The following is a 12,557-nucleotide window of genomic DNA, read 5'->3' as shown; positions in this document are numbered from 1 at the left end:
CTGAAAATGAAAAGGGCGGGCCCACAGGCCCGCCCATCGTTTGCACCGCTGCTCGGCGTCTTACGACTGCCAGGTCTTCTCGAGGACGCGGATCCAGTTGCCGCTGCAAATCTTCGTCACGGCGTCCTCGTCGTAGCCCTTTTTGCGCATGGCAGCGACGAGAGCGGGCAAGCGGCTGGCGTCGCGAAGATCGTTCGGGACTGTGGTGCCATCGAAATCCGAGCCCAGGCCGACGCGATCGAGGCCGATGCGATCAACCAGATAATCGATGTGGCGCACCAACGCGTCGAGCGGCGTGTCCGGGTCCTTGCGCCCATCTTCGCGCATGAACATCGTACCGAAATTCAGGCCCACAAGCCCATCGCGCTCGCGGATAGCGTCCAACTGGCGGTCGGTGAGGTTGCGCGAGTGGGGCGTCAGTGCATGGACGTTGGAGTGACTGGCGACAAGAGGCGCATCCGATACCTTCGCGACATCCCAGAAGCCCTGCTCGTTGAGATGCGACAGGTCCACCATGATGCGCAGGTCATTACAGGCCCGCACCAGTGCCTTCCCCTCCTCCGTCAGGCCAGGCCCGATATCGGGCGAGGACGGAAAGCGGAACGGCACGCCGTAGCCAAAAATGTTCGTCCGGCTCCAGACCGGGCCGATAGAGCGCAATCCGGCTTGGTATAGCACGTCCAGCATTTTGAGGTCGGGATCGATCATCTCGGCCCCTTCCACATGCAGCACCGCCGCGACGGACCCGGCCGCCATCGCGCCACGAATGTCTCCGGCGGTACGGCAAATCGTCAGGCCCCCGTCTGATACGCGTTCCATGCGAGCCAGCAGTGACACCAGTTCCAAGGTCGCCGCCTGAGCTTCCGCCAGTGAGGGCGCCAGAGGCTCCGGCTTGCCGTCTGCCCCCGTCGCCGTCGCGGACGACGGCACATAGACCGCGAACAGACCGCCCGCGAACCCGCCGGCGCGTGCACGGGGCAGGTCGAGATGGCCCGTCTCGTTCTCGCGCAGGAAATCGTGCTCCGCCGCCTTGGTGCCCGACCGCCATAGACGAAGCAGGACGTCATTATGTCCGTCGAAGACAGGAACGGGAGCATCGGTTGTCATGATGTTGCACCAAAATGGAGAAAGGACACAGACTTGCCGACTCCCGTGTAGGATCGGATCGTGCCATCGCGCCAATTCAAATTATGACAGAAGCGATGCCTCTCTTGCATAAGGAGACCAACGCCGATGCAAGGCACGCATAGGGAATGCCATTTTCCGAATTTGTCAGGCAAAACATGCGCCGTGTACTTTGCCGACGGCTGGCAAACGATCTTTTACAATCCACCGCGCGATCAAGGCGACAATATGCCGACCCCGCAAGGCGCGTAAAACTCGATATTGCTTGCCGCGAACAAAAGCGACGGAATGCTATACGCTCAGTGGCGATGCTTCCGGACGTCAACAAAGACCTCTACGGGTCGTCCTTCCTTGAGATGAGGTGATACGGGATGCTCAATCGGCGCACATTTCTTGCAAGCTCCGCGGCTGCGTCATTCTTCAGCTACACCGGCCTGTCGGCCGCTTATGCCGATACGCCCAAGGACATCCTGGTCGTCGCGCAGCAGCTCGACAACATGACGAGCCTCGACCCGCATGAGAGCTTCGAGGCGGTGGGGAGCGAAATCAGCTCCAACATCTATCAGAAGCTCGTGAAGCCGAATCTCGACAACCCGTCCGAGGTCATCGGCGACCTCGCCGACACCTGGGACGCGAGCGCGGATGGCAAGACCTTCACCTTCAAGCTGAAGAAGGATGCGAAATTCGCCGCCGGCTCGTCGGTGACGGCGGAAGACGCTGCGTTCTCCCTGCAGCGCGCCGTGATCATGAACAAGAGCGCAGCCTTCATCATCAACCAGTTCGGCTTCACCAAGGACAATGTGGCCGAGCGCATCAAGGCCACCGATCCGCACACGCTCGTGATCGTGACGTCGGAGCCGACCTCTTCTTCCTTCCTGCTCTACTGCCTCTCTGCCAACGTCGCGAGCATTGTTGAGAAGAAGGCCGTTCTGGAGAAGGTCCAGGGCGACGACTTCGGCAACGGCTGGCTGCGCCAGAACAGCGCGGGCTCCGGCGAGTGGACCTTGCGTTCCTGGAAGCCGAGCGAGAGCGTGATCCTCGAAGCCAACCCGAACCGCAAGACGAAGGGCAATGTGAAGCGCATCATCCTGCGCCACATCGTCGATCCGTCCGCGCAGCTCCTCATGCTGCAGAAGGGCGATGCGGACGTCGCGCGCAACCTGACCACCGAGCAGCTGCGCGTGATCAAGGATGACGCCAACTATAACCTCGTCCAGAAGGGCGTGGCGTCGCTCATGGTCATCTCGATGAACCAGAAGCACCCGGCCCTGGCCAAGCCGAAGGTGCAGCAGGCGATCAAGTGGGTGCTCGACTATCAGGGCATCCAGAAGAACGTCATCCCCCTCACCCACGTGGTGCACCAGAGCTTCCTGCCGGAAGGCTTCCCCGGTGCGATCAAGGACACGCCGTTCCAGAAGGATGTCGCAAAGGCCAAGGCCCTCATGGCCGAAGCAGGCCACGCGGACGGCTTCGAGATTGCGATGGATCACTATTCCGCACAGCCTTATCCCGATATCGCCCAGACCATTCAGGCGAACCTCGCGGAGATCGGCATCAAGGTGAAGTTGCTCGCGTCCGAGAACCGTCAGGTCCTCACCAAGATGCGCGCGCGCCAGCATGAGCTGATCCTCACCGCCTGGGGCTCTGACTACTTCGATCCGAACACCAACTCGGAGCAGTTCTGCGTCAACGCGGACAACGGCGACGAAGCGCGCAACCGCACGCTCGCATGGCGTTCGTCCTGGCAGAGCAAGGAGTTCGCCGAGCGGTCGGAAGCGGCCCTCAAGGAACGCGATCCCGCTAAGCGCATCGCGCTCTATGAGCAGATCCAACGCGACCACATGCAGAGCAGCCCGTTCGCGCTGATGTTCCAGGCCGTCACCACGGCAGCCTGCCGCAAGAACGTGTCGGGCGTCCGTCTCGGCACGCTCTCCGACAGCCACTCCTACCTCGGAGCGAGCAAGGCGTGACGAAACGACTGAACGCGCTGGCGGGACTTCTCGCCAGCGTCGGCCTCACACTGCTGGGGCTTGTCATCATCACCTTCCTCATCGGGCGCGTGATGCCCATCGACCCGGTCATCGCGGCGGTGGGCGACAACGCGCCTCAGGAGGTGGTCGAGCGGGCCCGTCTGGAAATGGGCCTGGATCAGCCGATCCTCATGCAATTCTTCCACTATGTGGTGCAATTGCTGCACGGCGATCTGGGCCGCTCCATCCTGACGAAAAATCCGGTGATCAGCGACATCGCCCGGTATTTCCCGGCAACGCTGGAGCTTGCCACGGCGGCGGTCATCGTCGCCGCGCTCATCGGCATTCCGCTCGGCGTGTGGGCCGCAGTCAAACAGGGCACGTGGATCGACCAAGCGATCCGCGTGGTCTGCCTCGCGGGTCACTCTCTTCCCGTGTTCGTGCTGGCGATGATCAGCCTGCTCGTGTTCTACGCGGCGCTCGGCATCGCGCCGGGACCGGGGCGGCAGGACATCGTGTTTCAGGACATGATCCCGCATGTCACGGGCCTGTTGACCGTCGACTCGATCATCGCGGGCGACTGGGACGCCTTCTGGGACGCGCTGGCGCACATGGTGCAGCCGGTCTGCATCCTGGCCTATTTCAGCATGGCCTACATCACGCGCATGACCCGCGCCTTCATGCTTGACGCGCTGCGCGGTGAATATGTCATCACGGCTCGCGCGAAGGGCCTCTCGTCCATGTCCGTGATCTGGATCCATGCCTTCCCGAATGTGGGCGTGCAGCTCGTCACCGTGCTGGCGCTGACCTATGCAGGCCTGCTCGAGGGCGCGGTCGTCACCGAGACGGTCTTCAGCTGGCCGGGCCTTGGACAGTACCTCACCGTTTCCCTCATGAATGCCGACATGAATCCCGTGATGGGCGCCACCCTTCTGGTCGGCCTCGTTTATGTCGGTCTCAACCTTCTCGCCGATGCCGTCTATCGGCAACTGGACCCGCGCGTACGATGAGTGCTTCCTTTTCCCGCGCGTGGCTGCTGGACGAAACTCCCGCGTCACGCTCTCAAGCCGCCTGGGGGCGGCGCTACCGCGCCTGGCTCGATCTTCGTTCCAACCCGCTCGCGATGATCGGCCTCGTCGTCGTCGTGGCGTTCGTTCTCCTGTCGCTCGCCGCGCCGCTTCTGGCGACGCACGATCCGGGCGTGCAGGATCTCACCAATCGCCTTGCGAAGCCCTCCGCCGCACACTGGTTTGGCACGGATGAGCTGGGCCGCGACATCTACTCGCGCATTCTCTATGGCGGGCGGGTGACGCTCGGCATGGTGATCGCCGTCGTGGTCCTCGTCGCGCCCCTCGGCCTCGCTGTCGGCTGCGTCGCGGGCTATGCGGGTGGCACAGTGGACCGCATTCTCATGCGCGTCACGGACGTCTTTCTCGCCTTCCCACGCCTGATCCTCGCGCTCGCCTTCGTCGCGGCGCTCAAGCCCGGCGTCGAAAGCGCCGTTCTCGCTATCGCGCTCACCGCATGGCCGCCTTATGCCCGCCTTGCCCGCGCGGAAACGATGACCGTGCGCAACAGCGACTTCGTCGCCGCCTGCCGCCTCACGGGCGCTCCGGCGGGGCGCATCGTGCTGCGGCACATCGCGCCGCTCTGCGTTCCGAGCCTTATCGTGCGCATCACCCTCGACATGAGTTCGATCATCATCACTGCCGCGAGCCTCGGCTTCCTCGGCATGGGCGCACAGCCGCCGTCTCCCGAATGGGGCGCGATGATCGCAACCGCCAAGCGGTTCATCTTCGAGCAATGGTGGGTGCCGACCATTCCCGGCCTCGCCATCTTCATGGCCTCTCTTGCCTTCAACTTCCTGGGCGACGGCCTGCGTGACGTCCTCGATCCGAAGCAACGCTGATGCTGGTCGATATTCAAAATCTCCGCGTCTCCTTCGCGACACGCACCGGAACCTTTGAGGCCGTGCGCGGCGTCTCGTTCCAGATCGGAACGGAAAAGCTCGGCATCGTCGGCGAAAGCGGATCCGGCAAGTCGCTCACCGCGCGCGCCCTCATGCGGCTTCTGCCGCAGAACGCGCGTATCACCGCAGACCGCCTCAGCTTCGACGGCGTCGACATCCTGAAGGCCGACGAGCGCGCCATGCGCGGCCTTCGCGGCAAGCGAGCGGGCTTCATCCTTCAGGACCCGAAGTATTCGCTGAACCCGGTCATGACCATCGGCCGGCAGGTGGCCGAATCCTGGCGGCAGCACAAGGGCGGCAGCCGCAAGGAGGCGCTGGAGGCGGCGGTCGATCTGCTCGATCAGGTCCGCATCCGCGATCCGCGTCGCGTGTGCGATCTCTATCCGCATGAGGTGTCGGGCGGCATGGGCCAGCGTGTCATGATCGCCATGATGCTCGCGCCCGATCCCGCCCTTCTCATCGCCGACGAACCGACGAGCGCGCTCGACGCGACCGTGCAGGCGGAAATCCTGCGCCTGATGGAAGACCTCGTGTCGAAGCGCGGCATGGGCCTCATTCTCATCAGCCACGATCTGCCGCTCGTCTCGCATTTCTGCGACCGCGTCGCGGTCATGTATTCCGGCCGCGTGATGGAAGAGCTTTCCGCAGGTACCCTCGCGCAGGCGAAGCACCCCTACACCAAGGGGCTTCTCAACTGCCTGCCCTCCCTCACCCATCCCAAACCGCGTCTGCCGGTGCTGAGCCGCGACGCCGCATGGCTGCAATCATGATCGAGGTCGAACAGCTTCGCGTCCGCTTCGGCGATAACGAGGTGGTCAAGGGCGTTTCTCTCAACGTTCCCGCTGGCGGCAGCTTCGGCATCGTCGGCGAGAGCGGCTCGGGAAAATCGACCGTCTTGCGGGCGCTTTCGGGCCTCAACGGCGCATGGACCGGGCGCATCGCCATCGACGGCGAGAGCGTTGGCCCGCGCCGCGACAAGGCGTTTTTCCGCAAGGTGCAGATGGTGTTTCAGGATCCTTATGGATCGCTGCATCCGCGCCAGACCATCGACCGCATTTTGAGTGAGCCGCTTCTCGTTCATGGCATGGACAATATCGAGCGACGGATCGAGACCGTGCTCGCCGAGGTCGCCCTGCCCAACGCCGTTCGCTTCCGTTATCCGCACCAGCTCTCCGGCGGCCAGCGCCAGCGCGTGGCGATTGCCCGCGCGCTGATCGCAGAGCCGGAAGTGCTGCTGCTCGACGAGCCAACGAGCGCGCTCGACGTATCGGTGCAGGCGGAAATCCTCAACCTTCTCGCGGATCTGCGCGAGCGGCGAAACCTCACCTACATTCTGGTGAGTCACAACCTTGCCGTCGTGTCGCATCTCTGCCCGACGGTCGGCGTGATGCTCGGCGGGCAGATGGTCGAAGTAATCAGCGCCGAGGATCTGCGCGCCGGAAAGACTCAGCACCCGCACACGTCGGAGCTACGCGCGCTGAGCGTGGACCTCGAAGAGCCCGCATAAAAGAAAAAGTTCCAAGGAGATCATGATGGACGCCGCCCCCTCCCTGCATTGGTCCGCCGCCGCCGAGGCTGCGAGCCGGATCACCGATGCCTGGAAGCGTGAGGGCGATCCCGGCGGCGCGGTCGTCGTGTTCGACGAGAACGACATTCGCGCCGAGGCTGCGGGCGGGCTCGAGAATCTTGCGACCGGTGCGCCGTTCTCCACTAAGAGCGTGGTGCGCTACGCCTCCATCACCAAGCATATCCTCGCCGCGATGGCATTGCGCCATGAGGATAAGATCGGGCTCGATGATCGCCTCGGAGCGCATCTGTCTTTCCTGCGCGGGCCGATGGCGGATGTGACGGTTGGGCGTGCACTCGACATGACCGGTGGCCTGCCGGACGTGCGCGACACGCTCTCACTTCTCGGCATTTCCGTGCACACCGCAACGGAGGCCCAGCCGATCCTCGACTTTCTCGGTAACCTTGCAGCGGTGAATTTCCCGGCCGGTCACGAGATTTCTTATTCCAACACCGGTTACCGCCTCGTCGAAACCGCGCTGAAGGACAAGGGGCTTCTCTTCGACGATCTCGTACAGGAGCACATCTCCAAGCCGCTCGGCATCAACATCCGCGCGCCGGAATTGTGGTTCGATCCGGTGGCGGGTCTCGTGCCCGGCTACTGGAAATCGGAAACCGGCTGGCAACTCGGCACGGCGGGCCTGCATCTCTCGGCATCGGGCAGTCTCACCGGCAGCGCGCGGCACCTCGCGATTTGGCTGCAAACGGTTCTCGGTGATCGCGGCCCCGGCGCTGGTTTGCTGAAGCGCCAGGGCGCGCCACGCACGCTCGCCGATGGACGCGAAACGCAATACGGCCTCGGCCTCGCCTGGTCACGGCTCGGCGACAAGCGCCTCGTCGGCCACGGCGGTTCGCATGCCGGCTATAAGGCTTACTTCCTGCTTGATCCCGAAAGTCGCGCGGGCGTCGTGATCGTCTCCAACCGCGAGGACACCGCACCGTCGGGCCTCGCTCTTCAGGTGATGGCAGCGCTTCTCGGCGAAAGTCTGCCGACGCGCAGCGCGCGCATTCCGGATGGCCTCTATGTAACCGAAGCCGGCCCCTTCTGGCTCGAGATGAAGGCAGGCGTCGCAACCTTCCTTGGTGCGGGCGAAACGCTTTATGAAGCCGAAGACGGTTGGTCAGTTTCGCTGTCCGCCCACATGCCCATGCGCCTGCGCTGGACGGGCGAAGCCATCGAGGGCGAAATCGGCCACGCGGCTCGACGCTTTGTTCCCGTGAAGGCTGACGATTGCCTGTCGCGCGTGCAGGGCGAATGGGTCTGCCGCGACTACCATTCCTCCTTCACGATCAACGGCGACCGCTTCGAGATCGGCGTCGGCCCCGCGCGCGTGAGCGCACCTTTGACCTCGCTCGGCAAGAACCGCCTGCTAATGGACGGAAAGGACGGCCCCTGGACCAAGCGCTCCAGCCTCGTCTTTGAGGGCGACAAGGTGGGCCTGTTCCTCAATCGCAGCCGCGTGCTGGAGTTCACGCGGGCGTAGCGCGAGCCCGCTGTCCTCCTCCCCCTTGTGGGGAGGAGTTGGAGATGGGGGCGTCAGTGCCACGCCAAATTCATGTTGGCGCTGACACCCTAGCCCTCCCCACAAGGGGGAGGGAATTCGGGCTGCGCCTCACCGCGCCGTGGTGCGGGCGAAATCGATGTAGATTTCGCGCAGGCGCGTCGCCAGCGGGCCGGGCTTGCCGTCGGCAACCTGCTTGCCGTCGATGGTCACGACCGGCTGCAGGAAGCTCGACGCGCTGGTGATGAAGGCCTCCTTTGCCGCAAGCGCTTCATCCACCGAGAACGCACGCTCCTCGATGCGGATCTGACGTTCTTCAGCCAGCGCGAGCAGCGCCTTGCGGGTGCAGCCCGGGAGAATGGCGTTGGAGTTCGGGCGTGTCACGACCACGTCGTCCTTCGTGACGATGAACACGGTCGAGGAACCGCCCTCGGTGATCTCGCCGTCCTCGATCATCCAGGCTTCCTGGCAACCCGCCTCGACAGCGGCCTGCTTCGCCAACACTTGAGCGAGAAGGGCCACGCTCTTGATGTCGCGCCGTGCCCAGCGGATATCCGGCAGCGTCTTCACCGCAATGCCCTTCTGCGCGGCGGGCGAGGCAACGATGTTCTTTTCCTGCGTGAACATCACGAGGCTCGGCTTCACGCCTTTCGGAAAGGCGAAATCACGGTCAGCCGCGCCGCGCGTCACCTGGAGATAGACCACGCCTTCCACGAGACTGTTTCGCGCAATCAGTTCCTTCTGGATCTCTTCGATGCGTTCGCGGGTCTCCGGCATTGCCAATTGGATCTCTCCGACCGAGCGCTCGAGCCGGATCAGGTGCGACTCGTTGTCGACGAGTTTGCCCTCCAGCACTGCGGAGACCTCGTAGATGCCGTCGGCGAACAGGAAGCCGCGGTCGAGAACGGAGACGCGGGCCTCCTCCAGAGGTAAAAAGTCTCCGTTGACATAGGCAATGCGGGTCAAAATCTCGTCTCCTCGCGATATTGATTAGGTAAGCCGCTGAGAATTCTAAGGGATCGGCGTCCTATCTGCCTAATTCGGATTGCGCACCATCCCATGCAGAGCCTGCATGTGAGACAAGGTTTTGACTTGAGTCGCGGCCAAATCCGTTCAAAACAACCCTGATCGCCAGCACTCGGAGCGCGGCATGGAAATCAAATGGCTTGAGGACTTTATCAGCCTCGCGAACACATTGAGCTTCTCCCGCTCGGCGGAGGAGCGCCATGTGACGCAATCCGCCTTCAGTCGCCGCATCAAGCAACTGGAAACCTGGGTCGGGGTGACGCTGGTGGACCGGGCCACCTTCCCCGCCCACTTGACCCCTGCCGGGCAGGACTTTCTCCCCATCGCGCAGGAGGTCGTCGGCACGCTCAACCGCGCCCGCAACGAGGTTCGCGGCACCCAGGGCATCAAGGCGAATACGCTCAGTTTCGCCGCCCTGCATACGCTGTCGATCACCTTCTTCCCGCGCTGGCTGCACAGCATCGAGCCGAAGTTCGGCACACTTTCCACGCGCCTCAGCGCCGACAACAGCAGCATGGAAGCCTATGTGAATTCGCTCACGGAAGGCGAAAGCGACTTCCTGCTCATCTACGCGCACCCCGCCGTGCCGCTGATGATCGACGCGGCGCGCTTCGCCTACAAAACGCTGGGTCGGGAGAGCATCATCCCGGTTACCGCGCCGGATGCGGAAGGACGCCCCCTCCACTCCATCGAGGGCGCCACCGCGCCCGTCCGATATCTCGCCTACGGCCCCGGCGCGTTCTTCGGACACGCGCTCACGAACCTTTTCGAGCAGCGCCCGCTCAAACGTCTCCCGGTTTACGAGAACACGGTGTCGGAAGGACTGAAAGCCATGGCGATCGAAGGTTGGGGCCTCGCCTGGATTCCGGAAAGCATTCTCGTCGATGACCTCGCCGCCGGCCGCCTGGTTCGCGCCGCCGATACGTCGTGGGATCTCAGCGTCGAAATCCGGCTCTACCGCTACCTCGCCAACGAACGCGCCATCGTGCGGCGGTTCTGGAACGCGCTGGAGACGGAATAGCTCCCTTCGCGACGCGCCGCAGGCAGGAGTGCGTCCCTCTTGGATACCCAAGACCCTGCGCCAAGGCCTGACATCCGACATCCTGACGGATGGCGGAATGATCTAGCTCTGCAGACCCGTCGCAACGGGACGTGACGAGTCCTGCGTCCACTGAGTCATCGAGCCGTCAAAGAGACGAACGTCCCGATGCCCGAGGATTTCGGACAGCACAAACCAGTTCAGCGCCGCGGTGTGGCCGGTGTTGCAATAATTGACGACAGGCCCCTCCCCGATCCCCGCGAATTGCTCCGCGAGTTTGTCCTTCGGAAAGAGCCGCAAGGTCTCGGGATCGACTGACTGGGTGTAGTCGTGAGACAGAGCGCCAGGAATGTGCCCAGCGGCTTTCGCGCTTCCTGCCTTTTCGCGACCTTCGAAATAGCTCGCTGAGCGCGCATCGATGAAGGTTGCCGATTTTGCCTCGAAGGTTTTGAGCGTGCGCGCAAGGTCGCTGCGCAGGTCGGCGTCATAGGAACCCGGATAAACTGTCACTGGCCTCGCGCACGCCGGACCTATCGCAACGGGCCGCGACGCGTCGGCGGTCCATGTCCTGTAGCCGCCATCGAGGATGGCGATGCGCGGATGTCGTGCGATTTTCAGGGTCCAACAGACCCGCGCGGCCGCCGCGAGATCGGAAGCGCCCTTCCCAGCTGACACGATGACGACGAAGTCGCTCGACTTCAGGCCCAGGCGGCCCAGAAGACAAGAGAGATCGTCGGCAGAAGGCAGCAAACCCGGCGCGCCGTCAGCAGCGACGCGCCAGCCATCGGTCTCGTAGTCGCTACGAACGCTGCCGGGAATATGCCCCGCCTCAAACGCCTGCCGCCCACCATCGCCGGTGGAGCGGATATCGAGCACGAAAAGATTCGGATCGTTCAGGCCTTCCGCAAGAACATCGGGCGTAATGAGCGGCCCGCTCACGCCTCGGCTCCTGCGCTCGCCTCGGTGTCGATCACGGTCCAGGAATGGGTGATCTTCGCAACCGCGCCGAGCATGATCGAAGCGGAGCAATATTTTTCCTTCGACAGTTCAATGGCGCGCTCGACCTTCGCGGGAGCGAGATTGCGACCACTGACGCGATATTCCAGGTGAATCTTCGTAAAGACCTTGGGATCTGTCTCGGCGCGTTCGGCACTGACCTGAATATCGCAATCGGCCACGTCTTCGCGCCCGCGACGGAGAATCTGCACCACGTCGAAGGCCGTGCAGCCGCCGAGGCCGATAAGGAGCATTTCCATCGGGCGGATGCCAATGTTCCGCCCGCCATATTCCGGCGCACCGTCCATCACCACCGAATGACCGCTACCGGATTCGCCCAGAAACGCCATTCCATCAATCAGCTTCACGCGCGCCTTCATCGTCGATGCTCCTTTGAATTCGGATCGCCTTTCTAAGGCATGGGCATGTGTCTTGCCCAGACGTCAGCTCCGCCTAGCAGCAATGTCAGTGGCAGATCGCTGAATGTGAGACGATGGCCGCCGCGTCCCTTTCCAAAGCCGCCCTGTGCCGAGGAGACCTCCACTTTGCACGGGACAAAAAGTCTGCTACTTGTCGACTAGTCGACAAGTGAGCTTCTCATGCCCTCCTCATCGCCCGCGGGTCACAATCGGCAACGCGCTTCCGGCCCAGCCGCTTTTCCCGGCTCGTCGACCGTGCGCGGCATCCATGGGCGGATCCGGCATGACATCGTCACTCTCAAATTCCGGCCGGGAGAGCGGCTGTCGGAGAACGAGCTGTCGCTTCGTTTCGGCACCAGCCGCGCGCCGGTGCGCGAGGCGCTGATCAGGCTTGTCGAGGAAGGACTGATCGAGGTTCTGCCGCAGCGCGGAAGCTTCGTCAGCCGGATTTCGCTCGCCGCCATGGAGCGCGCCCGCTTCGTGCGCGAGGCGCTGGAGGTCGCCATCGTCCGCCGCACCGCCGAGCAAGGTCTGTCGAAAACAGCACAAGAGAAGGCTCACGCCATTCTTGCGGACCAGGAGAAGGTACAGGGCGAGCCTGAGCACTTCACGCTTGCCGACGATGCATTCCATCGCGCGCTCGCCGACGATATCGGCATCGCTCAAATCTGGGCGGTCCTTGAACGGGAAAAGTCGCAATTCGACCGTGTGCGCTTCCTGAGTCTTCCCTCCGCCACACCCGTTGCGGTGCTGATTGATCAGCATCGCGCCATTCTGGACGCGATCTTGCGCCGCGATCCGGGAGCTGCCGAGGTGGCGATGCGGGTACACCTGTCTGAAATTCTGAAGATCGTGGAAAAGCTCGCAGCCGAGCACCCCGATCTGATCGTCAAAGATCTCTGAGGTCCGGCTCGTGGCCTCGCATCGAAAACAGTCTCTTATTCC

General features: G+C 63.2%; 12 protein-coding genes. 8 read left to right on the top strand and 4 right to left on the bottom strand.

The window, feature by feature from the left end:
- Window positions 1–60 precede the first annotated feature (60 nt).
- On the bottom strand, window positions 61–1,107 hold the full coding sequence (locus tag HB375_RS10480) for a dipeptidase (protein WP_167672930.1): 1,047 nt from the start codon (window positions 1,105–1,107) through the stop codon (window positions 61–63).
- 389 nt (window positions 1,108–1,496) lie between these two features.
- Here HB375_RS10480 and HB375_RS10475 point away from each other — a divergent pair, with 389 nt between their 5' ends.
- Genes HB375_RS10475 through HB375_RS10450 form a run of 6 tightly spaced genes read left to right on the top strand, consistent with a single transcriptional unit; the run spans window position 1,497 to window position 8,114 of the window.
- A complete protein-coding gene (locus tag HB375_RS10475) occupies window positions 1,497–3,095 on the top strand; it encodes an ABC transporter substrate-binding protein (protein WP_167672929.1) in 1,599 nt (532 codons plus the stop codon).
- Window positions 3,092–4,105 carry an ABC transporter permease subunit gene (locus HB375_RS10470; protein ID WP_167672928.1) on the top strand — a complete coding sequence of 338 codons (1,014 nt, stop codon included), beginning with the start codon at window positions 3,092–3,094 and terminating at the stop codon, window positions 4,103–4,105. The genes HB375_RS10475 and HB375_RS10470 overlap by 4 nt, the downstream gene beginning before the upstream one ends.
- A complete protein-coding gene (locus HB375_RS10465) occupies window positions 4,102–5,004 on the top strand; it encodes an ABC transporter permease (protein WP_167672927.1) in 903 nt (300 codons plus the stop codon). The genes HB375_RS10470 and HB375_RS10465 overlap by 4 nt, the downstream gene beginning before the upstream one ends.
- The gene (locus tag HB375_RS10460; protein WP_167672926.1) at window positions 5,004–5,834 is read left to right on the top strand and encodes an ABC transporter ATP-binding protein; all 831 of its coding nucleotides are present in this window, start codon (window positions 5,004–5,006) and stop codon (window positions 5,832–5,834) included. The genes HB375_RS10465 and HB375_RS10460 overlap by 1 nt, the downstream gene beginning before the upstream one ends.
- The gene (locus HB375_RS10455; protein ID WP_167672925.1) at window positions 5,831–6,571 is read left to right on the top strand and encodes an ABC transporter ATP-binding protein; all 741 of its coding nucleotides are present in this window, start codon (window positions 5,831–5,833) and stop codon (window positions 6,569–6,571) included. The genes HB375_RS10460 and HB375_RS10455 overlap by 4 nt, the downstream gene beginning before the upstream one ends.
- 25 nt (window positions 6,572–6,596) lie before the next feature.
- Window positions 6,597–8,114, top strand: coding sequence for a serine hydrolase domain-containing protein (locus tag HB375_RS10450; RefSeq protein ID WP_167672924.1), 1,518 nt, complete (start codon window positions 6,597–6,599; stop codon window positions 8,112–8,114).
- A gap of 129 nt (window positions 8,115–8,243) precedes the next feature.
- Here the strand turns inward: HB375_RS10450 and HB375_RS10445 are convergent, their stop codons facing one another.
- Window positions 8,244–9,098, bottom strand: coding sequence for a D-amino-acid transaminase (locus HB375_RS10445; protein WP_167672923.1), 855 nt, complete (start codon window positions 9,096–9,098; stop codon window positions 8,244–8,246).
- Window positions 9,099–9,282: 184 nt separating this feature from the next.
- On the opposite strand from HB375_RS10445, the gene HB375_RS10440 reads away from it, so the two are divergent.
- Window positions 9,283–10,179, top strand: a complete 897-nt coding sequence (locus HB375_RS10440; RefSeq protein WP_167672922.1) for a LysR family transcriptional regulator — start codon at window positions 9,283–9,285, stop codon at window positions 10,177–10,179.
- A gap of 102 nt (window positions 10,180–10,281) precedes the next feature.
- Here the strand turns inward: HB375_RS10440 and HB375_RS10435 are convergent, their stop codons facing one another.
- Together HB375_RS10435 and HB375_RS10430 are read right to left on the bottom strand one after the other, a co-directional pair.
- A complete protein-coding gene (locus HB375_RS10435; RefSeq protein ID WP_167672921.1) occupies window positions 10,282–11,136 on the bottom strand; it encodes a rhodanese-like domain-containing protein in 855 nt (284 codons plus the stop codon).
- Window positions 11,133–11,573, bottom strand: coding sequence for an OsmC family protein (locus HB375_RS10430; protein WP_167672920.1), 441 nt, complete (start codon window positions 11,571–11,573; stop codon window positions 11,133–11,135). Before HB375_RS10430 ends, HB375_RS10435 begins: the two co-directional genes overlap by 4 nt.
- 219 nt (window positions 11,574–11,792) lie before the next feature.
- Between HB375_RS10430 and HB375_RS10425 the strand changes: the two genes are divergently transcribed.
- Window positions 11,793–12,515 (top strand): GntR family transcriptional regulator, encoded by a 723-nt coding sequence (locus HB375_RS10425; protein ID WP_167672919.1) that lies wholly within the window; start codon window positions 11,793–11,795, stop codon window positions 12,513–12,515.
- The last annotated feature ends 42 nt before the right edge of the window (window positions 12,516–12,557 follow it).

Source organism: Microvirga terricola (assembly GCF_011777495.1).
Taxonomy (GTDB): Bacteria; Pseudomonadota; Alphaproteobacteria; order Rhizobiales; family Beijerinckiaceae; genus Microvirga; species Microvirga terricola.
This window is presented reverse-complemented; position numbering and strand designations above follow the sequence as displayed.